18 protein-coding genes are annotated in these 19995 nt (G+C 59.1%); 12 read left to right on the top strand and 6 right to left on the bottom strand.

What is annotated here, in order from left to right:
- Positions 1–216: 216 nt before the first annotated feature.
- Positions 217–576, bottom strand: coding sequence for a YciI family protein (locus AC1RJ3_RS29050; RefSeq protein ID WP_493081892.1), 360 nt, complete (start codon positions 574–576; stop codon positions 217–219).
- A gap of 299 nt (positions 577–875) precedes the next feature.
- Here AC1RJ3_RS29050 and AC1RJ3_RS29045 point away from each other — a divergent pair, with 299 nt between their 5' ends.
- The 4 genes from AC1RJ3_RS29045 to AC1RJ3_RS29030 all read left to right on the top strand — a co-directional run bounded on the left by AC1RJ3_RS29045 (position 876) and on the right by AC1RJ3_RS29030 (position 4832).
- Positions 876–2252: a pyridoxal-phosphate dependent enzyme gene (locus AC1RJ3_RS29045; RefSeq protein ID WP_054597090.1), complete on the top strand. Its 1377-nt coding sequence runs from the start codon at positions 876–878 to the stop codon at positions 2250–2252.
- Positions 2249–3427: a cystathionine gamma-synthase gene (locus AC1RJ3_RS29040; protein ID WP_103314423.1), complete on the top strand. Its 1179-nt coding sequence runs from the start codon at positions 2249–2251 to the stop codon at positions 3425–3427. Before AC1RJ3_RS29045 ends, AC1RJ3_RS29040 begins: the two co-directional genes overlap by 4 nt.
- A gap of 301 nt (positions 3428–3728) precedes the next feature.
- Complete coding sequence (locus tag AC1RJ3_RS29035) at positions 3729–4391, top strand: dihydrofolate reductase family protein (protein ID WP_493081890.1); 663 nt, start codon at positions 3729–3731, stop codon at positions 4389–4391.
- A gap of 150 nt (positions 4392–4541) precedes the next feature.
- Complete coding sequence (locus tag AC1RJ3_RS29030) at positions 4542–4832, top strand: hypothetical protein (protein WP_103314425.1); 291 nt, start codon at positions 4542–4544, stop codon at positions 4830–4832.
- A 457-nt stretch (positions 4833–5289) separates the two neighbouring features.
- Here AC1RJ3_RS29030 and AC1RJ3_RS29025 read toward each other — a convergent pair whose 3' ends face one another.
- Together AC1RJ3_RS29025 and AC1RJ3_RS29020 are read right to left on the bottom strand one after the other, a co-directional pair.
- Positions 5290–6297 (bottom strand): acyltransferase family protein, encoded by a 1008-nt coding sequence (locus tag AC1RJ3_RS29025; protein ID WP_493081888.1) that lies wholly within the window; start codon positions 6295–6297, stop codon positions 5290–5292.
- A 603-nt stretch (positions 6298–6900) separates the two neighbouring features.
- Positions 6901–7263 carry a winged helix-turn-helix transcriptional regulator gene (locus tag AC1RJ3_RS29020; RefSeq protein WP_347929875.1) on the bottom strand — a complete coding sequence of 121 codons (363 nt, stop codon included), beginning with the start codon at positions 7261–7263 and terminating at the stop codon, positions 6901–6903.
- A 112-nt stretch (positions 7264–7375) separates the two neighbouring features.
- Here AC1RJ3_RS29020 and AC1RJ3_RS29015 point away from each other — a divergent pair, with 112 nt between their 5' ends.
- Together AC1RJ3_RS29015 and AC1RJ3_RS29010 are read left to right on the top strand one after the other, a co-directional pair.
- Positions 7376–8110, top strand: coding sequence for an SDR family NAD(P)-dependent oxidoreductase (locus AC1RJ3_RS29015; protein ID WP_347929876.1), 735 nt, complete (start codon positions 7376–7378; stop codon positions 8108–8110).
- 71 nt (positions 8111–8181) lie between these two features.
- The gene (locus AC1RJ3_RS29010) at positions 8182–8781 is read left to right on the top strand and encodes an NADPH-dependent F420 reductase (RefSeq protein WP_493081885.1); all 600 of its coding nucleotides are present in this window, start codon (positions 8182–8184) and stop codon (positions 8779–8781) included.
- 317 nt (positions 8782–9098) lie between these two features.
- Here the strand turns inward: AC1RJ3_RS29010 and AC1RJ3_RS29005 are convergent, their stop codons facing one another.
- Positions 9099–9551: a winged helix-turn-helix transcriptional regulator gene (locus AC1RJ3_RS29005; RefSeq protein ID WP_493081883.1), complete on the bottom strand. Its 453-nt coding sequence runs from the start codon at positions 9549–9551 to the stop codon at positions 9099–9101.
- Positions 9552–9711: 160 nt separating this feature from the next.
- Between AC1RJ3_RS29005 and AC1RJ3_RS29000 the strand changes: the two genes are divergently transcribed.
- The 4 genes from AC1RJ3_RS29000 to AC1RJ3_RS28985 all read left to right on the top strand — a co-directional run bounded on the left by AC1RJ3_RS29000 (position 9712) and on the right by AC1RJ3_RS28985 (position 13994).
- Positions 9712–10347 (top strand): NADPH-dependent F420 reductase, encoded by a 636-nt coding sequence (locus AC1RJ3_RS29000; protein WP_493081881.1) that lies wholly within the window; start codon positions 9712–9714, stop codon positions 10345–10347.
- A 48-nt stretch (positions 10348–10395) separates the two neighbouring features.
- Complete coding sequence (locus AC1RJ3_RS28995; RefSeq protein WP_493081879.1) at positions 10396–11361, top strand: SDR family oxidoreductase; 966 nt, start codon at positions 10396–10398, stop codon at positions 11359–11361.
- Between the two features lie 113 nt (positions 11362–11474).
- Positions 11475–12095, top strand: a complete 621-nt coding sequence (locus AC1RJ3_RS28990; RefSeq protein ID WP_493081877.1) for an NADPH-dependent F420 reductase — start codon at positions 11475–11477, stop codon at positions 12093–12095.
- 540 nt (positions 12096–12635) lie between these two features.
- Positions 12636–13994, top strand: coding sequence for an MATE family efflux transporter (locus AC1RJ3_RS28985; RefSeq protein ID WP_347929880.1), 1359 nt, complete (start codon positions 12636–12638; stop codon positions 13992–13994).
- A gap of 74 nt (positions 13995–14068) precedes the next feature.
- Here AC1RJ3_RS28985 and AC1RJ3_RS28980 read toward each other — a convergent pair whose 3' ends face one another.
- Both AC1RJ3_RS28980 and AC1RJ3_RS28975 read right to left on the bottom strand, forming a co-directional pair.
- Complete coding sequence (locus AC1RJ3_RS28980) at positions 14069–15832, bottom strand: L-lactate permease (protein ID WP_493081875.1); 1764 nt, start codon at positions 15830–15832, stop codon at positions 14069–14071.
- Positions 15833–15973: 141 nt separating this feature from the next.
- Positions 15974–16891 carry a LysR substrate-binding domain-containing protein gene (locus AC1RJ3_RS28975; protein ID WP_347930027.1) on the bottom strand — a complete coding sequence of 306 codons (918 nt, stop codon included), beginning with the start codon at positions 16889–16891 and terminating at the stop codon, positions 15974–15976.
- A gap of 229 nt (positions 16892–17120) precedes the next feature.
- Between AC1RJ3_RS28975 and AC1RJ3_RS28970 the strand changes: the two genes are divergently transcribed.
- Complete coding sequence (locus AC1RJ3_RS28970; protein WP_493081870.1) at positions 17121–18416, top strand: dicarboxylate/amino acid:cation symporter; 1296 nt, start codon at positions 17121–17123, stop codon at positions 18414–18416.
- Positions 18417–18424: 8 nt separating this feature from the next.
- Complete coding sequence (gene cuyB / locus AC1RJ3_RS28965; RefSeq protein ID WP_493081894.1) at positions 18425–19891, top strand: cysteate racemase; 1467 nt, start codon at positions 18425–18427, stop codon at positions 19889–19891.
- The last annotated feature ends 104 nt before the right edge of the window (positions 19892–19995 follow it).

Genomic DNA, 19995 nt, shown 5'->3' with positions numbered 1-19995 from the left:
ATTGGGCCTGCTACGCAGTCCAGCGGGAGCAAGCTCCCTCGCCACAGATACTTCTCAGGCCTCCAGACCTCCTTAAGAGAAAGCATTGCGGTTCAGCCGGGCTTTTTCGTCTGCGCTCATTGTGCGAAATGGCAGCGGTTTTATTGTTGTGAGAGGGCCAGCGGGAGCGCTGCGCCATCGCCGGGATCACCTTCGGCAAGCATCTGGATCAGACTTTCAGCGTAAATCAGCCATCTCGTACAGCGGTCGGATCTCAATCTCGCTCGGTCCCGGCATGGGGTTGGGGCAACGCTTCACCCAGGCGACTGCTTCGTCCATGTCCTTGACTTCCCAGAGCCAGAAGCCGGCGACCAGCTCGCGGGTCTCGGAGAAAGGTCCGTCTATGACCGTACGGCCGGGACCATCGAACGCAATACGCTTGCCTTGCGAGGAGGGCTTGAGGCCGTCGGCGGCAAGCATGATGCCGGCGTTGACCAGTTCCTCGTTATATCGGCTCATCGCCTCGAACATCGCGGTCGTGGGCAGAATGCCCTTTTCACTGTCGTCGGTAGCCTTCACGAACACAATGACACGCATCGTCTGTCTCCTTGTTTGAGCCGGCCTCATCGGCCTGGCATCGGAATGACGAACGGGGTTCCGGAAGTCGATATCGTACTGCAAAATTTTTCGACGATTGGGGCGCAGGTGCGAATGGTTACTTCAAGGTCATGACGACCTTGCCGTTCCGACGGCGACGCTACCAATTGGCTGCGCAAAGTTGCGGGCGACACGATCCCGGCCTATGGTCCAAGCGAGACATTTCCTGTGATGGGCGCACGTTGACTCACCGTCGGTTGCAGCCCATCCAATGTGATAGTCCGCAAGGAGGTGAAGACATGCCGAACAACTCTCGCCCGGCTGTGCTCGGGCTGATCGGCAATACGCCGCTGGTGCGCGTCAGCCGCTTTGATACTGGCCCGTGCACATTGTTCCTCAAGCTTGAATCGCAGAACCCCGGTGGGTCGATCAAGGACCGCATCGGCCTGGCGATGATCGACGCTGCCGAGCGCGATGGCCGCCTGCAACCTGGCGGCACCATCGTCGAAGCCACCGCCGGCAACACCGGCCTCGGCCTGGCGCTGGTCGGTCGCGCCAAGGGATACCGGGTGGTGCTGGTGGTGCCGGACAAGATGTCCACCGAGAAAGTCTTGCACCTCAAGGCGATGGGCGCCGAGGTGCACATCACTCGATCCGATGTGGGCAAGGGCCATCCCGAGTACTACCAGGACGTTGCCGCGCGGCTGGCGCAGGAGATTCCCGACGCGTTCTTCGCCGATCAGTTCAACAACCCGGCCAACCCGCTGGCCCATGAGTGCAGCACCGCTCCGGAGATCTGGGCGCAGGCCGAGCATGATCTGGATGCCATCGTCGTCGGCGTCGGTTCGGCCGGCACACTGACCGGGCTGACCCGTTTCTTTCGCCGTGTGCAGCCTGACCTGGAAATGGTGCTGGCCGACCCGGTCGGCTCGGTGATGGCCGAATACAGCCGCAGCGGCACCCTTGGCACACCCGGTTCGTGGGCGGTGGAAGGCATCGGTGAAGATTTCATTCCGTCGATTGCCGACCTGTCCAGCGTGCGCCAGGCCTATTCGATCAGCGACGAGGAAAGCTTTGATCACGCCCGCCAACTGCTGCGCGCCGAAGGCATTCTTGGCGGTTCTTCGACCGGTACATTACTGGCGGCCGCATTGCGCTACTGCCGCGAGCAAACCGAGCCGAAGCGGGTGGTCAGCTTCGTTTGCGACACCGGCACCCGTTACCTGTCGAAGATCTACAACGATCAGTGGATGACCGATCAGGGCCTGCTTGCGCGCAAGCGCTACGGCGACCTGCGCGACTTGATCGCGCGGCGCTTCGAGGATGGCCGGGTGATCAGCGTCGGCCCGGACGACACGTTGCTGACCGCCTTCCAGCGCATGCGCCTGGCGGATGTGTCGCAACTGCCGGTGCTGGTGGGCGGAAAGCGGCTGGTGGGGGTGATCGACGAGTCGGATATTCTGCTGGGCGTGCACAAAGACGCTTCGCACTTTCGTATGACCGTGGCCAGCGCGATGACCGACAAGGTCGAAACCCTGCCTCCCGGCGCCAGCCTGGCTGAACTGCAGGCGGAACTCGACCGTGGGCTGGTGGCGGTCATTGCCGACGCCTCGGGCTTCCACGGCCTGATCACTCGCGTCGACATGCTCAATCATTTGCGGAGATCCCTTACATGAGTCAACACGATGAAAACGCCACGCCACGGGCCTTCGCCACCCGTGTGATCCATGCCGGTCAGACGCCGGACCCGACCACCGGGGCGTTGATGCCGCCGATTTACGCCAACTCCACCTACTTGCAGCAGAGCCCCGGCGTACACAAGGGCTTCGACTATGGGCGCTCGCACAACCCGACGCGCTTTGCGCTGGAGCGCTGTGTGGCAGACCTCGAGGGTGGCACCCAGGCATTTGCCTTCGCCTCCGGGCTGGCGGCGATCTCCACCGTGCTCGAACTGCTCGATACCGGCTCGCATATCGTCTCCGGTAACGACCTGTATGGCGGCACTTTCAGGCTGTTCGACAAGGTACGTCGGCGCAGTGCCGGGCATCGCTTCAGCTTCGTCGATCTGACTGACCTGACGGCATTCGAAGCGGCGCTGCAGGACGACACGCGAATGGTTTGGGTCGAGACGCCGAGCAATCCCTTGCTGCGCATCACCGACCTTGCCGCGGTCGCGCGTACCTGCCGCGAGCGGGGCATCATCTGTGTGGCTGATAACACCTTTGCCAGCCCACGGATACAGCGGCCGCTGGAGCTGGGCTTCGATATCGTGCTGCACTCGACGACCAAGTACCTGAACGGCCACTCCGACGTGATCGGTGGCATTGCCGTGGTCGGGCAGAATGCAGAACTGCGCGAGCGCCTGGGCTTTCTGCAGAACGCGGTGGGGGCTATCGCCGGGCCGTTTGATGCTTTTCTCACCCTTCGCGGCGTGAAGACCCTGGCGCTGCGCATGGAGCGCCACTGCAGCAACGCGCTGGAACTGGCACGCTGGCTTTCGCATCAGCCACAGGTGGCGCGCGTCTATTATCCGGGCCTGCCGTCGCACCCGCAGCACGAACTGGCGCAACGGCAGATGCACGGTTTCGGCGGGATGATTTCCCTCGACCTGGACAGCGACCTGGCGGGTGCCAAGCGTTTCCTCGAGAGTGTGCAGATCTTTGCCCTGGCCGAGAGCCTGGGCGGGGTCGAAAGCCTGATCGAGCACCCGGCGATCATGACGCACGCCAGCATCCCTGCCGAAACCCGTGCAGAGCTTGGCATCGGCGATGCATTGATACGGTTGTCAGTGGGGATCGAAGATGTCGAAGACCTGCGCGCCGACCTGGCTCAGGCGCTGGCGCAGATCTGAGCAGCGCACACCTTGTAGCAGCTGGCGAAGCCTGCGTTCGGCTGCGTAGCAGTCGTAAATCCTGCCTCCACGGTTAACCTGAAAAAACGTGGTGTCTGATTTTACGACTGCTTCGCCCGAACGCGGACCGAGCCGAACGCCGGCTTCGCCAGCTGCTACAGGGGTAGGGCGCAACATAGCTCGGAAAGGCCCCGCCGTGAAAACAAAAGCTTACGCATGACACGACCTGTCCCTACTGATAAGCATGACCGAACGCCGGCATCCGCTGATTACTTGCCAGGCGTCTAAACGGAGGCAAACGATGACACGGGTTCGCGTTGAGGGTTTTACCATCTCGCTCGATGGATACGGAGCAGGTCCGAATCAAGACATCAACAATCCGCTCGGTGTTGGCGGGACGGAACTGCACCAGTGGCTGGTACCAACACGCACGTTCCAGCGGGCCTTGTTCGACAAGGACGGCGGTACGACCGGGGTTGACGATGATTTCGCCGCCCGTGGCTTTCAGAATGTTGGGGCCTGGATTCTTGGGAGGAACATGTTCGGACCCATTCGTGGGGACTGGCCGGACACAAACTGGAAAGGCTGGTGGGGAGATAATCCACCGTATCACGCTCCAGTCTTCGTCTTGACCCATCACGCTCGTCCCCCCATCGAGATGGAAGGCGATACGACGTTCCACTTCATAACAGGAGGCATTCGCGAGGCGCTAGACCGTGCACGCGAGGCTGCTGCCGGAATGGACGTGCGAATCGGCGGTGGGCCGGACACAATCCGGCAGTATCTTCGTGAGGGCCTCATCGATGAACTGCACATTGCTATCGCACCGGTCCTGCTCGGGCGGGGAGAATCGCTGTTCGAAGGGATTGACTTGCGGGCTCTGGGATACGAATGCGTTGAACATGTAGCGTCGGAGAAGGCCACGCATGTCGTCCTACGGCGCCAAGGACACACGGACGACTAACCACTCGCTGAAGGCCGGTAGTCGTTGCATCTCGTTTGTCACCAGCGTTTGGCTAAACTTAAAAAGTCGGGAGTGAACTGAAACCAGAGTGATAGCGGCGATCATCGGATCTGGCTTGGCATCAAGACGTGACTCCCAAAGGAGACGACTATGTATGCGGTGATAAGAACCTATCTGGGTACTGGAGCAAAGCAGCTTTTCAAACTTTTAGAAGAGCGCAAGGCCGATGTCGAAGCTGCCCTGCGGACAGTGCCTGGCCTCGTCAGCTACACGCTGCTGAATACGGGTGATGGTGTTACGGCGGTGACTGTTTGCACGGACAAGGCCGGCAGCGATGCGAGCTTGAAAGTCGCGCGCGAGTGGATTCAGAAAAATGCCTCGCATATCCATGCGAGCCCGCCGATCGTTACGGAAGGTCCGGTCATTGTGCAGATCAAATAGCGCGCTGTTCCGGTTGATGTCACGACACTATCGCTCCCCGGCACACAAAGCGGGCGCCTTTAAGGCGCCCGTTTTCATTCACTTCGACGCCTGCCATGGGTGGAGCTCCGAATCAGATTTAAAGGGCTGATCCGATCAGCAGGTCGCCAAACCTGGTCGCCATATGGGCGACGGGGGGACTATAAGCTTCATCCAATCAGGGGGAAAGGTGAGGGATTCCGAGGCTGCTGTAGGATCTGTATCGATGTGGCCCTGGACCAGAACGAAAACGCCTTCCTGCGCAAATTTCCAGTCCGGCTGATCAACCCATTACTGGTAAATTTTACGTAGTGACGCAAACTTCAAAACACTGCCTGCGTTTTCACACAGCCTGAGCCCAAAGTAGCCAGACCTGACGGGTAGAAAACGGCCAAAAGCCGCCGCTCACTGAGGACTGCTTGCGACCCTCTGCGGACGTTTAGCTGGTAACCGATTGGCTAGCTACTTTCTTGGAAAACGTCTTACCAAAAGCAATCCACCTTTTTTCATAATAGAAGGTCGAGATATGCGCAGTGAGAAAAACTGCGGCGAACAACAAAGGGCGCTTCAAATATTTTATGACGGTCTCTCCGCTACCCAGCCAAGTCTGTTCCAGCAGCGGATGAACAACATAGAGAGCGTACGAGATGGTAGCTATATAAAATAGAACGCGACTATTCAGGATTTGGGTCACTCGTGCCCGGCTATTGAGTAACGTGCTCCCCACCAAGGCTGCGGCAAGATAGGGGCGGAAGTAGTTCATGAAGCCCGCATCGGGATGACAGGACAAGGCAAACAGGAGGAGTAAAAGTATTTGTGCGACCCCCGGTTGGGTCGGAAGTTTCGCAAGGGTGTTGCCCAGTCTATTGCTGTGTATCAGTGCAAGTATGCATCCAGCAAGTATTTCATCAATGCGGTAATACGTGTTGATTGCGACATGGACATCATTCACGACTCGGTACATTGTGACGGCAATGCAGAGAAAAGGGATTAGCACTACCCACTTGTTTCTCATCAGAACTACCAACAACGCTATGGCGACATAAAATTGGACCTCTACGCACAAACTCCATAGGTGGCCATTTGCATTGCCAAGCCACATTGGCGGCCAGTTGGCAATGAACAGAAAGTTTGCGCTGTAAAAATCCGAAGTGCTGTTCATGACAAATAAAGCAATCGCCATATACAACCAGGCGAGAGGCACAATCCGAAAGATTCTGCGGATTAAAAAATCAACGACGCTGCTGTTGCTGAGCAGGAAACTTGTTATCAGGAAACCCGATAGCGTAAAAAAAATAGCCATTCCCATAACGCCTGCGGCAAAATTCAATTGCCAATGCTTTGGACCAAGTGGTAGCAGGTGGCACGCCAAGACAAGCAAGATGCTGATGCCGCGCCATCCATCAAGCATGCTTAATCGAGAGTCTGCTACGGAATGACCATTCATGTTTGCATTCGCTCGTTGGAATGTGTGTCTCAATCAGCAGTCAGCTGAAGGTTCCGCTCCCTCGCATTTTTTTCCAGAAATCATAATTCTCTATCAATACCAAGCCCGCTCTTGGGTCGATAGAGGATATTCGATAAAGGCAGTGCTGCGTCTGAAGACTGTCTTTAATTCATATAAAAACCCAGTGGTCGCGGCGGTGAAAATTTCATGAAATCAGACCCTTTAAAGTTTTCAGTCTAGGACAGCTTTTGCACTTTACGCTTCACACCATGAAAAAATTCTAGGCGCGAGGGATTCGCTAAATGACTGGGCTTTTGACGTTGCTTGGCAGCATGGCTCCAAGTGAATCGCCCACTTTTTGGTAGATTCCCGTGACCGGCGGCTTTTGGCCGATTTCTGCCTGTCACGAACGACCGCTTTGGGTTGTGGATTCAACCGGTCGACGCAACAGATTGGCCAGAAGCGGACCTCCGGCGTTCGCCTGAAAACAAAAATGGGCCAGGGCGCCCAGACCGCGTCCTGACAGTCTGGTCGGAAGAGTTCGACCTGCCACCCGCCCTCGAATGCGGAGGGTGTCCGATTCAGCGTTTCTTCAGCATCCTGCTAGGGCAACGTGTCGCGCTTGGCGAAGATGCTTGCCATTTCCGCCGCGTTCTCGGTTCCCCAGTTGCACAGCGGCACGATCGCCTCAGCCAGGCTGCGGCCGAGCGGGGTCAGCGTGTAGTCCACGCGCGGGGGCACTTCTTTGTAGTCGGTCCGCGCCAGCACGTGGTCGGCTTCCAGATCCTTCAATTGCTGGATCAACACCTTGTCGCTAACGCCCGGGATCAAACGTTTGAGCTCGCCGTAGCGCTTCGGGCCGTCGCGCAGGAAAAACAAGACCAGCGGTTTCCACTTGCCCGAGATGATACGCAGCGTGGCGTTGAGCCCGCATCCGGTACCGCAGATTTCAGAAGTCGTCGTCATTTTTTGATACTTACCAAAAGGTGCATACTTGTCCTTAGGTTATCAGGGCTGCATCCTCGTCCTCAAGCAAGCAATTCCTGCTTGGGTACAACTCCAACGAAGGATGCACGACATGACCAGACTGAATGGAAAGACCGCCGTGATTACCGGCGGCGCTACCGGCATCGGCCGCGCCGCGGCAAAGCGCTTCATCGAGGAGGGCGCCTTCGTCTTCATCTTTGGCCGCCGGCAGGAAGCGCTCGACGCCGCTGTGGCCGAGCTCGGGCCCAATGCTCGCGCGGTGAAGGGCTCGGTCTCCGATCTGGCTGACCTCGACCGACTCTACGCGGCGGTGAAGGCCGAGCGCGGAACCCTCGACATCGTCTTCGCCAATGCCGGGGCGGGAAGCCAACTTGCGCTCGGCAAGATCACCGCCGAGCATATTGACGAAATCTTCGAGACCAACGTGAAGGGTTTGATCTTCACGGTCCAGAAGGCGCTACCTCTGATGGGGCAGGGCGGTTCGATAATCCTGACCGGGTCGAGCGCCGGCACCACGGGCGCCCCGGCATTCAGTGTCTACAGCGCAAGCAAGGCAGCAGTGCGCAACCTCGCGCGGAGCTGGGCGGAGGATCTGAAGGGTACCGGCATCCGGGTAAACGTGCTGTCGCCCGGGCCGACTGCGACCGAACTTGCGAAGGCAGCGTTAGGTGAGGAAGGCATGAAGGTCTTCGCCTCGATGAATCCGCTCCAGCGCATGGCCGATCCGGCGGAGATCGGAGCGGCGGCCGCGTTTCTCGCATCGCAGGACAGCAGCTTCATGACCGCAAGTGAGGTCGCCGTTGACGGCGGCCTGGCGCAAATCTGACTCGCCACGCCCGGCCGGTCACTCCATTCGATAGTTGGAGCGGCTGGGCGTGGAAAACCTGAGGAGAATATATGAGCTACGCAATTATCGGCTTCGGCAATATCGGTCAGGCCTTGGCCAAGGCGTTTGCCCGCAACGGCATCGAAGTATCCGTTGCAACCACGCGCGACCCGGAAAGCTTTGCATCCGCCGCAGCAGCGATCGGACCTCAGATCATTCCCAAAACACTGTCGGAAGCCGTCAAGGCGGACATCGTCTTTTTGGCGGTCCGTTTCGAGTCGCACCCGAATGTCGCGAAGGCGTTGCAGACCTGGAAGGGCAAGACCATCATCGATGTGACCAATGCCTACGGCGTGTCCCCCGAGGAACTGGGAGGACAGCCTTCTTCCAAGGTCGTCGCGCAGGCCTTCACTGGTGCAAGACTGGTTAAGGGCTTCAATCATTTAGGCGCTGCCGTCCTTGCTCAAGATCCGGCCGTGCAGGGCGGCAGGAGAGTCGTATTCCTGGCAAGCGACGATGACGACGCCGCAACGGAGGTTGGTGCGCTCGCGGAAAATCTCGGTTTCTCACCGATCAAACTGGGCGGGCTTTCGGAAGGTGGACTACTTGTGCAGGCGCGCGGAAATAGCTGGGGTCACCTGATCTTTAAGGACTTGGTCAAGTTTGACTGATGAATCGTGATCGTCATTTTTGATGCAATCTCCCTCGTGGAAAAGGGCGGCCACAGTGTTCGCAATGGCAAGCTGACGAACATCCGGGAGTACGTCGACACGCAAGCACTGGCGCGGGCCTCAAAGATGGTCGCGAGCTCCAGGCCCTAAGTACCGAGACGGCCCACAAAGGGTTGATCCGTTGGTTTTGGGCCTGGTGCCACTCGACGTTGCCTTGGCTGCGTTGGTGCAGAGGCTTGTCCTCCCTCAAGCGTCCTGCAGCCGGTGGTGTGTGCATCCGGTTTGTGCGCCGTGACAGGGCGCGTTTGCCGCCTTGTTCATCCCCCGCTCTGAGGAAAGATGCACCCGCCATTGCGGACCAGCACCCTCACTTCCTCGCTCACCTGCATGGGGTTTTGACTTAATCGAGCAACAAACTCCTCGCGGCGCCGCACGTACGACTTCGAATCATGCTTCGCGCTCCAGAGCACAATGTTGAGCACAATTGGAATGAGGTCCAGGCCCTTCTCGGTCAATGTATAAAAGTCCTTGCGCCTGTCGTCGGGGCTGGGCGCCTTCGAGAGAACACCTTGCTCCTCAAGAAAGGCAAGTCGGGAAGCAAGAACATTGGTCGCGATTCCCTCTTCCGATTTCAGGAAATCGCCATACGTCTTCTTTCCAACAAAAACGATGTCGCGAATGATCAAGAGCGACCACCGGTCGCCGAAAATCTCCACGCCGTAGTTCACCGCGCAATGGGACCGAAAGTCTTCTTTAAGAGTTGTCTTCATGGCTGGATCTTAGCATTGCTTGCATGTCGCAAGTAAAACTCCGTATATCACTTGCTTTTTACAAGTGAAGCGACCAGCATGGATCGTACGTTGAATGAGTTCGACGGATCGCACCAGCAGCCCTGGAATGATCAACCCCATACCTGCAAGGAAACTGCGCATGAGCACTATCAGCATTATCGGCTCAGGTGACATGGCCGCAGCGATCGGCGGCCTTGCCGCCAAAGCCGGACACACCGTCGAGGTGATGAGTCGTGACGCCGCCAAGGCGCTGGCGCTGGCCGAGCAGATCGGAGCCGGCGCCACGACAGGAACTTTCGGCGCCGCCCCGGCTGGGGATATTGTCATCCTGGCGGTTCCTTACTCCGCCGTTCTCGACGTGGTGAAACGTTACGGCGAAGAACTGGCAGGCAAGCTTCTTGTCGACATCACCAACCCCGTCGCCCCCGACTTCACAAGCTTTGTGACCCCTGAGGACAGTTTCGGCGCACAGGAAATCGCCAAAGCCGCCCCTGCCGACGCCGAAGTCATCAAGGCGTTCAACACCCACTTCTCCCACGTCCTGGCTGCAGGTCCTGTCGAGGGCCACTCGCTAGACGTGTTCATCGCTGGAGACGACGCGCAGGCGAAGGCACGCGTCTCGGCGTTCATCGAGAGCCTCCGATTACGACCGATGGACATCGGGCTGCTGCTCATGGCGCGAACGCTGGAGCACGCCTGCCTGCTGTCACTGGGCCTCAGCGCCCACTCCGTCAAGCACACCAACTTCTCAATCGGCGTCAGCCTTCGCGGCTGAGTGCACCTGTAGCGCCATTTTTTCATCTCACTTACAAGGAACACCAACATGCGCGTTTTTGTTACTGGCGGGACCGGCCATTCCGGTCCGTACATCATCTCCGACCTCATCGCCGCCGGCCACGAGGTCACCGCTTTGGCCCGGTCGGACAGTGCGGCGCAGGCGATCACTGCGCTCGGCGCAAAGGTGCGTCGCGGTGATCTCGATGATCTCGAGGGGCTCAAGGAGGCGGCTGCAGCCGCCGACGGCGTGATCCACGTCGCGCACAGACAAGACCTGCTTCCCGTCGGCGGGATTGACGCTGTTGCCGCAGCGGAGGTCCAGATCATGCTCGCATACGGTGATGCGCTGGCTGGAACGGGAAAGCCGCTGGTCGTGTCGGGAAGCATTGGTTCGCCGACTAACGAGGGTTGGCCGGTTCCTGGGCCGCTCCAGAGCCGACCGGCGACCGAGGAGGATCCGGCTCTTTCTCCGGCTGGCGATCAATATAAGGGCTCCCTGCGGGTTCGTAACATCGTGGAACTTACCGTAATCGGTCTCGCAGAGCGGGGCGTGCGGTCTTCGGTTGTGCGCATTTCTGAAATCATGCACAGCTCAACCGACAAGGCCGGATTCCTTCAGGTTCTAATCGGGCAAGCAAAGGAAAAGGGCGTCGTTGGCTTCCCCGGCGACGGCTCCAACCGGTGGGCGGCAGTGCATGCCCGCGACCTCGCTACCCTGTTCCGCCTGGCGCTGGAGAAGGGGCCCGCTGGCAGATCCTGGCATGCGGTTGCTGAAGGGGCTATCCCGTACCGCGAGATCGCGGAGGCCATTGGCAGCCGTCTGAACCTTCCCGCCGTGCCCATTCCTGCGGACGTAATGATGGGGCCGGGCTTCTTCGGCTTCCTTGCGAACCTGGTGACGCTGGATACCCCGGCGTCGAACGATATCACGCGCCAGATGCTCGGCTGGACACCAATGCAGCCCGGCCTGTTTGCCGATATGGACAATGGCCATTACTTCCCTGCCGCCTGAGTGAGCTGAGGCTGTTCGCCGGGTCGCAACGAGCCCGGCACACACGGGATACCAACCGGGGGAAGCCCGTTCAGAGACTGCGGGCAATACCCCAACTCATTTGGAGATTACACATGAGCACTATCAGCATCATCGGTTCAGGAGGCATGGCCGCGGCGATCGCCGGTCGTACCGCCAAAGCTGGATACACTGTTGAGGTGGTCAGCCGCGACCCCGCCAAGGCGCAGGCGCTGGCCGACAAGCTCGCAGCCGGAGCAACCACAGGAACGTACGGGGCCACTCCGGCCGGCGACATCGTCATCCTCGCCGTGCCGTACACCGCTGCGGCGTCGGTGGTGGCCGAGTACGGGGACGCGCTCGACGGCAAGGTGATCATCGACATCACCAACACGGCCTCTCCGGACCTCACGGGCCTTGTCCCTCCCGCCGGAAGTTCTGGTGCGCAGGAGATCGCCAAGATCGCCCCCGCCAGCGCGCATGTAGTGAAGGCATTCAATACTCTCTTCGGTCACGTCCTTGCTAAGGGAGGCCTCCTCGACGCGTTCATCGCCGCCGACAATCCGGAGGCCAAGGCGCGCGTCTCGACGTTCATCGAAAGTCTCGGGCTACGTCCGTTGGATGTCGGTGGTCTGCACATGGCCCAGACGCTTGAGGCGCTCGGCCTGATGATGATAGGCCTTGCAAAAAATGGCGCCGGCACTTGGGATATCGCCTTGAACGTTCATATCGGCTGAATCACCGACACCACGCCCCTCACCAGCAGGTCCACAAGGTATTTGATTAGAGCGGACGCGATCAGATGTGAGAGAAAAACACGTCGACTAGCTTCGCCAGGGAAGCGCAAGCAGCGCGGTCATCTGCGCACTTGGATCTTTGGTGGGGGATGGCAATCGGCGGCTTCATATAGCCGTGTGATTGGTCGATGTCTCCATCCGCCTGCATGAAAGGCAAATTCAGTCGAAACTTGCTTTCAGCGAATGGTAGCTTCTGATCGATTTCTGCCTGTCACGAATGACCGCTTCAGGTTGTGGATTCAACCGGTCGTGACAGGCAGCTAACGCCCCCGCACTGTCGCTCGATGCGCTGTGTGCCGGCGAAGGGTTGAGCATGGGCATGAGGCAACGCATGCAGGCTCCCGTGAATGGCGAGTCATCAACTCGGTCAGCCACCGATTCCGAGTACCTGATCGATCCCGATTATTTGTGTTCATTACTCATTCCACCCTCCGTAGAATCCCGTCACGGCATCCCCACCCGAGACGGAACCTCTCACCCATGCAAACCCCCTCCATCCAGCGCCCCCTCTGGCAAACCTACCTCCTGTTCCTGGCCCCCATGGTCCTGTCCAACTTCCTGCAGTCCATGTCAGGCACGATCAACAGCATCTACATCGGCCAAATGCTCGGCACTCAAGCCCTGGCGGCGGTGTCCGGGATGTTCCCGATCGTGTTTTTCTTTATCGCGCTGGTCATTGGCCTCGGTGCGGGGGCGGGGGTGTTGATTGGTCAGGCGTGGGGCGCGCGGGAGCCGCAGATGGTCAAGGCGATTGCCGGGACGACGTTGCTGTTGGGGGCGATGATCGGCTTGGTGGCGGCGGTGGTGGGGAGTGTGTTTGCGCGGCCGGCGTTGCAGGGGTTGGGGACGCCGGCGGATGTGCTGGACGATGCGGTGGCGTATGCGCATGTGATGATGTGGACCCTGCCGTCGCTGTTGGTTTATGTGCTGTTTACCCAGTTGTTGCGTGGGGTCAGCGATACGTTGTCGCCACTGGTGGCGCTGGTGGTGTCGACGTGTATCGGGCTGGCGCTGACGCCGGCGTTGATTCGCGGCTGGTTCGGTTTGCCGCAGATGGGCATTCAGAGTGCGGCGTTTGCCGGGTTGGCGGGCAACCTGTCGGCGATGGGTTGGCTGGCTTGGCGGTTGATTCGCAAGGGGCATCCGTTGGCGCCGGATCGGGCGTTTTTTGCGGCGATGCGGCTGGACCTGGGGATCCTCGGCAAAGTGCTGCGCATCGGCCTGCCCACCGGGTTGCAGATGGTCGTGCTGTCGCTGTCGGAGCTGGTGATTCTGGCGCTGGTCAACCAGCACGGTTCCCAGGCGACGGCGGCGTACGGGGCGGTGACGCAGATCGTCAATTACGTGCAGTTCCCGGCGCTGTCGATTGCGATCACGGCGTCGATCCTCGGGGCTCAGGCCATCGGGGCAGGGCGTATCGAGCGGATCGGGCTGATCCTGCGCACCGGGTTGTTGATCAATGTGTGGCTGACCGGTGGCCTGGTGGTGCTGGGTTATTTGCTGTCGCACTGGTTGCTGGGGTTGTTCCTCACCGATCCGTCCACCCAGGCCATGGCCGAACACCTGTTGCACATCATGCTCTGGAGCCTGCTGGTGTTCGGTTTCCAGGCGGTTATCGGCGGCATCATGCGCGCCAGCGGCACGGTGATGGTGCCGGTGGCGATTGCGATCGTGTGCGTGGTCGGGGTGCAGTTGCCGATGGCGTATGTGCTGGATGCGCAGTTCGGATTGCAAGGCGTGTGGATGGCGTTTCCGCTGGCTTACCTGGGGATGCTGATGTTGCAGACGGCGTATTACACCATCGTCTGGCAGCATCAGAAGATCGAGCGGCTGGTGTAGGTGGCTGACACGCTCCACGCCCGGGCGAAGAGCCCGGGCATGGAGCTAAAGGAAAACAACCCACCTGATGTTGATCAATGCCCGCCGACCACCAAGTGGCTGAACGGCACCACATACGCCTGCAACGTGACCAGCCCACCGACCAGTATCGCCAGCACGATGGAGTGGAAAAACACATAGCGCAGGATTTCCCCTTCATGCCCGTACCAGCGGGTGGCAGTGGAGGCCACCACGATCGACTGGGCGTCGACCATCTTGCCCATGACCCCGCCGGAACTGTTGGCCGCGGCCATCAATATCGGGCTGATGCCCAGTTGTTCCGAGGTTACTCGTTGCAAGCCGCCGAACAGCACGTTGGACGCCGTGTCCGAGCCGGTCAAGGCGACGCCGAGCCAGCCGAGCAGGGTGCCGAACATCGGGTAGAAGATTCCGGTGGCGGCGAAGGCCAGGCCCATGGTTGCGTCCAGACCGGAATAGCGGGTGATGAAACCGAGGGCGAGCATCGCCGCGATGGTGGTCAGCGAATAGCGCACCACCCACAGCGTTCGCAGGTATTGGCTCACCAGTTGCGGGATGGAATAGCCCATCAGCAGCCCACCGAAGATCGCCGCCAGCAGGATGCCGCTGCCGGTGCTGGTGAGCCAGGTGAATTTGTAGATGGCTTCCTCAGGTTTCGGTTGCGGCACCACGGGCGGGACTTTCTCGACCTGCAAGTGCAGAGTGGTGAAGGTCAGGGCCGGTGCGAAGATCGGGTTCGCCTCGCTCATCGGCTTACCCTGGGGATCGAGCTTGGCCGAGTGGGTTTGCGGGTCCATGGCCGGACGGGTGTCGAACATGTTTTTGAAGCCTTGAGTGCCCCAGGCAAAGACGAAAACCGTGAGGATGATCCAGGGCATCCACGCACGCATGACGGTGGGGCGGGCATCGCTGGCAAAGGTTGCACTGGCCGCCGTTTTTTCGTCTGGCGATTCCTCGACTTTTGAGTCGTCGACTCGCCCCGACAAGGCGGCAGAGGTGTGTACGCGGGCGGGTTTCCAGACCTTGAGAAAACCGGTCAGGCAGGCCATGGAGATCAGCGCGGCAATCACGTCCACCAGCATCGGCCCATGGTAGTTGGACACAAAAAACTGCGGCACCGCGAAGCTGACCCCGGCCACCAGAATCGCCGGCCAGATTTCCAGCATCTTGCGCCAACCGGCGAAGGCCCAGATCAACCAGAACGGCACGAGCACCGAGAAGAACGGCAACTGCCGGCCGACCATCATCGACAGTTGCATTTCGTCCAGCCCGGTGACCTTGGCCAAAGTGATGATGGGGGTGCCCAAGGCCCCGAACGCCACTGGCGCGGTGTTGGCGATCAACGCCAGGCCGGACGCGGCCAGGGGCGAGAAACCCAGCCCGATCAGGATGGCCCCGGTCACCGCCACCGGCGTGCCAAACCCCGCCGCGCCTTCGAAGAACGCGCCGAAGCAAAAGGCGATCAGCAGCAATTGCAGGCGGCGATCGTCGGTAATGCGCGCCAGGGAATCCTGCAGGACTTTGAACGAGCCGTTCTCAGTGGTCAGCCGATGCAGATAGATGATGTTGAGCACGATCCAGCCAATCGGAACCAGACCCGTCGCGGCACCCAAGAGAGCGGCGGAACCGGCCATGTTCGCCGGCATGCCGAAGGCGAAGATGGCGATCAGCAAGGCCGTGCTCAGGGCCAGCAAGGCCGCGATATGCGCCTTGAGATGGAAAAACGCCAGGGACGTGAGCATCACCACCACCGGTAACGCCGCCATGAGAGTCGAGACCAGCGGGTTACCGAAGGGATCGTAGACTTGCTGCCAGACCATGTTCCACCTCTGCGTCTATTGTTGGCAGTGCAGGCCCCGAGGGGGGAGGTGAAATTGAGTATAGGTGGCATTGCGCGGCGGGCCGGCCGGCCTGCGTTTGGCGGCATGCGCTCGAATGAACGTCGTCACAGCCCGTTGATGCTAGACAGAGATACGGTGTGAAGCTGTCTCCAGTGTTTTCCACAGTTCCAGCATGGTCGGATTTTGATTGGCTTTCGAACAGTACGAGCGGATTTCCAGCTGAGCGCTCCACTCGTTGCCACCGGCCCTGACGAGTTGCCCGCGTTCCAGTGCTTCCGTCACGGCACTTTCGGGCAACCACGCCACGCCGTAGCCCTCGATTGCCATCCGCATAAGCAGCATCGCCATATCGGCTTCATAGCAACGGGAAAGCACGCAGGGAACAGGGGCGTTCTTGATGACGATATCGGCAACGCGCCCCAAAAAAGTCGTGGTGGTATAAGCCAGGTGCGGGACGGGTTTTCCGGTTTTCCCAGGCAGCCGGTGCAGCGGTTCACCCCGACGATTCGGAGCGCAGAGAGGGATGAACGAGTCGTGCCCTAAGGTCAGGCTGACGAATTTTTCGACATCCAGCAGGATCGGCGCTTGAGGGTGATGGTAAACGATCATCAGATCGCAGTTTCCCTCGGCCAGTGCGATGACCGCATCATGGATATTGGCCGCCACCACACGCGCATTGAAATGCGCATTGTGCTGTTGAAAGCGGGTCAGCCATTTGGGCAGGAAGGTCATCGACAGGCTGTGCCCGGCAGTGACCTGAATGGAGCGCCCTGGCATTCGTTCCTCTTGCCTGAGCGCTGAACGCAATTCAAGCAATGCAGCCAGGGCTTCGCGTCCTTGTTCGCAAAAGGTTCGGCCTGCCAGCGTCAATTGAATCGGGTAGGTGCCCCGATCGACCAGCTCGACACCCACCCAATCCTCCAAAGAGCGAATCCGTCTCGACAGCGCCGATTGGGTGACGCATCGAATCTCGGCCGCCCGGGAGAAATTCTTGCACTCGGCGATTGCCAATAGATCGTCCAACCACTTGATTTGCATGACGCCGCCTCCAGCTGTGCTGCGCAAAATTCTACGCCCCTGATACCCGGTATTCGCGACATTTCACAAACTATTCCAAAACCGCATCGGGATATGGCGATTACTCATCATCTGCCTATCACGCTCTTCATAGAATCGATCATGCCGCCCGCAGCAACAGAGCACCCGGGCATTTCGATCCTTTCTCCTGCCAAGCAAAAAACCAATAACACGACTTGAGGAAAACACCGTGAAGAACAACAGACTCCCTCGGCATATCGCCTACGGCATCGCATTGGGCGTGCTCGTTGGCTGGCTTTGCCACCATTTCGCAGCAGACGCCAAGTCTGCGAAAGAAATCGCTACCTACTTCTCGATGGTCACCGACATCTTTCTTCGCATGATCAAAATGATCATCGCGCCACTGGTGTTTGCGACGCTGGTTGGCGGTATCGCCAGCATGGGCAGTTCGAGATCCGTGGGGCGCATCGGCACCAGGGCGATGGCCTGGTTCATCAGCGCGTCGGTGGTTTCACTGTTCATTGGCATGCTACTGGTGAACGTGTTCCAGCCGGGTGCCGGGCTCGATCTGCACGTCAGTCAGGCGGGCGCCACGCCGTTGGCGGTGAACACCGGTGATTTCAGTCTCAAGGTGTTTATCAGTCATGTTTTCCCGCGCAGCATTGCCGAGGCGATGGCCAACAACGAGATCTTGCAGATTGTCGTGTTCTCGCTGTTTTTCGGTTTTGCCCTGGCCGCCGTGAAAAAAGCGGGTTTTACGCAGATCACCAAGGGCGTGGATGAGCTGGCCAAGGTGATGTTCAAGATCACCGACTATGTCATGGCCTTTGCGCCCATCGGCGTGTTCGCCGCTATTGCGTCCGCGATCACCACTGAAGGGCTTGGCTTGTTGCTGGACTACAGCAAGCTGATCGCCGAGTTCTACCTGGGCATTGCCATCCTCTGGGTGGTGCTGTTCGGCGCAGGTTATCTGTTTCTCGGTCGTTCGGTTTTTACCTTGGGGAAGCTGATCAAGGAGCCGATCCTTTTGGCGTTTTCCACGGCGAGTAGCGAATCTGCCTACCCGAAAACCATGGAGGCTCTGGAGAAGTTCGGCGCTCCGAAACGGGTGTCCAGCTTTGTGCTGCCGTTGGGGTATTCGTTCAACCTCGACGGTTCGATGATGTACCAGGCGTTTGCAATCATGTTCATCGCCCAGGCCTATAACGTTGAGCTGAGCTTTACCCAGCAACTGCTGATATTGCTGACCTTGATGGTGACGAGCAAAGGCATGGCCGGTGTCGCAAGAGCTTCGGTTGTGGTGGTGGCGGCAACGTTGCCGATGTTCAACCTTCCTGAAGCGGGCATTTTGTTGATTCTCGGTATCGACCAATTCCTTGATATGGCCAGGACCGCGACCAATGTCGTCGGTAACAGCATCGCCACGGCTGTCGTTGCGAAATCGGAACCCGCCGAAGAGGCTGATGAAGCAGCGCCGGTTATCCAGGCGTCAACAGTACCCAGCGCTTCCTCGGTTGCCGTGTGAACATCATGATGAAAACCCAATCCCAACGAACAAACACGCCAGCCCTGACCCGAAAACTGGGTATCGTCGGCGGGCTTGGCTCCCTGGCGGGAGGCGACCTTTTCTTCAAGCTGGTCAAGTCGAGAGCCGTGCTGGCTGATCAAGGTAGATACCACTTCCTCTTCGAGCAACATCCCTTCAAGGACATTCTGTTGCCACTGGACAGGGTCGCGAGCATGACCTCCAGAAAGTTCTATGTCTTTCAAGTCTGCCAATCGTTTGAGGCGAGCGGGGTGGACGCGATCATGTTGCCTTGTTTCGCGAGCCACACCTTCCGGGAGGAGATCCAGGAGGAGTTGGGTATTCCCATCCTGGACATGATGGCGGCCCTGAGCGAGAACATCCGTCATGTTGCAGACCCGGGCAGCACGCTGGGGGTTCTGGCCTCGGACTACGTTCGTCACTCAGGGTTATTTGAGCGCTACCTTGGGGCTGACTTCCAATTGGTCTATCCGACTGAGCAGGATCAATCGGCGATGATGGAGGCGATGTACGGTGTCGACGGTATCAAGGACGGACAGCTTGAGGGTGTCCCGTTGGAGCGTGTGCATCAGGCCTGCCTGTCGCTGCAATACCAGGGGGCGAGCCTGATCGTCCCAGGGATGACAGAGCTCTCGCTGGTGTGTGCCGACCTGCAACGTCGCGGGGTGAAGCTGCTCGATGTGAATGAAATATACGCTGCGGCGGCGACCCTTCCAGAGAACCAAACGGCTCGTCCACCGTTCAAGCTTGGCATCGTGGGAGGCGTAGGCCCGGCGGCGACGGTGGATTTCATGGCCAAGGTGGTCAGGCATACGCCGGCTGGCCGGGATCAGGAACACATCAAGATGGTCGTCGAACAGAATCCGCAGATTCCGGACCGAACCGCGAACCTGTTGTTCAATCAAGCCGATCCAACCATGGCCATGTATGCCGCCTGCAAACGGCTTGAGAGTTATGGTGCAAACGCCATTGCGATCCCGTGCAATACCGCGCACGCGTTCGTCGAGCGTATCCAGGCTTACCTTCGGGTTCCCATTATCAATATGCTCAACGAAACCATAGGCGCTATCGCCGAGCGATACGGTTCAGGCAAGACAATTGGACTGCTGGCCACCTCCGGCACGATCCAGAGCCGGGTCTATCATGACGCTGCACGGCTCGCCGGTTTGCAACTGATCACTCCAGGCTTCGATTATCAGGGGCTGGTGATGGATGCGATTTATGGTGAGCGTGGGATCAAGGCCGGTTTTGTCGACGGGCATTGCAAGGATCAGCTCCTGCTTGCCGCAGAGCATCTGTGTGAATTGGGGGCGGATGTGCTGATTCTGGGATGCACGGAGCTGCCGCTGGTCTTGAGCCATTGCGACGATTTCAAAATACGTGAGCACACTGTCGCGTTGGTGGATCCGACCACTATTCTGGCGATCAAATGTGTTCAATGGGCTTCGCAGTGATGATGTTGGACTGTTTGCGAGTGCAACGACGGTGCCGACTCACGGTCGTGCCGTCGAACCCTTGCAGGAGGGATCGACTCGAGCGTCCACCGTAGCCAGGTACA

This window comes from Pseudomonas sp. GW822-FHT04C11 (assembly GCF_058800905.1).
Note: the sequence above shows the minus strand (reverse complement) of the source record. Positions and strands in the feature narration are given on the sequence as shown.

Bases quoted from the DNA above. Each gene is read 5' to 3' on its own strand.
- AC1RJ3_RS29035 (WP_493081890.1), top strand. From the start codon at position 3,729: ATGACACGGGTTCGCGTTGAGGGTTTTACCATCTCGCTCGATGGATAC.
- AC1RJ3_RS29020 (WP_347929875.1), bottom strand. From the start codon at position 7,263: ATGACGACGACTTCTGAAATCTGCGGTACCGGATGCGGGCTCAACGCC.
- AC1RJ3_RS29025 (WP_493081888.1), bottom strand. From the start codon at position 6,297: ATGAATGGTCATTCCGTAGCAGACTCTCGATTAAGCATGCTTGATGGA.
- AC1RJ3_RS29030 (WP_103314425.1), top strand. From the start codon at position 4,542: ATGTATGCGGTGATAAGAACCTATCTGGGTACTGGAGCAAAGCAGCTT.
- AC1RJ3_RS29015 (WP_347929876.1), top strand. From the start codon at position 7,376: ATGACCAGACTGAATGGAAAGACCGCCGTGATTACCGGCGGCGCTACC.
- AC1RJ3_RS28985 (WP_347929880.1), top strand. From the start codon at position 12,636: ATGCAAACCCCCTCCATCCAGCGCCCCCTCTGGCAAACCTACCTCCTG.
- AC1RJ3_RS29000 (WP_493081881.1), top strand. From the start codon at position 9,712: ATGAGCACTATCAGCATTATCGGCTCAGGTGACATGGCCGCAGCGATC.
- AC1RJ3_RS28990 (WP_493081877.1), top strand. From the start codon at position 11,475: ATGAGCACTATCAGCATCATCGGTTCAGGAGGCATGGCCGCGGCGATC.
- cuyB (WP_493081894.1), top strand. From the start codon at position 18,425: ATGAAAACCCAATCCCAACGAACAAACACGCCAGCCCTGACCCGAAAA.
- AC1RJ3_RS28980 (WP_493081875.1), bottom strand. From the start codon at position 15,832: ATGGTCTGGCAGCAAGTCTACGATCCCTTCGGTAACCCGCTGGTCTCG.
- AC1RJ3_RS28995 (WP_493081879.1), top strand. From the start codon at position 10,396: ATGCGCGTTTTTGTTACTGGCGGGACCGGCCATTCCGGTCCGTACATC.
- AC1RJ3_RS29045 (WP_054597090.1), top strand. From the start codon at position 876: ATGCCGAACAACTCTCGCCCGGCTGTGCTCGGGCTGATCGGCAATACG.
- AC1RJ3_RS29050 (WP_493081892.1), bottom strand. From the start codon at position 576: ATGCGTGTCATTGTGTTCGTGAAGGCTACCGACGACAGTGAAAAGGGC.
- AC1RJ3_RS29010 (WP_493081885.1), top strand. From the start codon at position 8,182: ATGAGCTACGCAATTATCGGCTTCGGCAATATCGGTCAGGCCTTGGCC.
- AC1RJ3_RS29005 (WP_493081883.1), bottom strand. From the start codon at position 9,551: ATGAAGACAACTCTTAAAGAAGACTTTCGGTCCCATTGCGCGGTGAAC.
- AC1RJ3_RS29040 (WP_103314423.1), top strand. From the start codon at position 2,249: ATGAGTCAACACGATGAAAACGCCACGCCACGGGCCTTCGCCACCCGT.
- AC1RJ3_RS28975 (WP_347930027.1), bottom strand. From the start codon at position 16,891: ATGCAAATCAAGTGGTTGGACGATCTATTGGCAATCGCCGAGTGCAAG.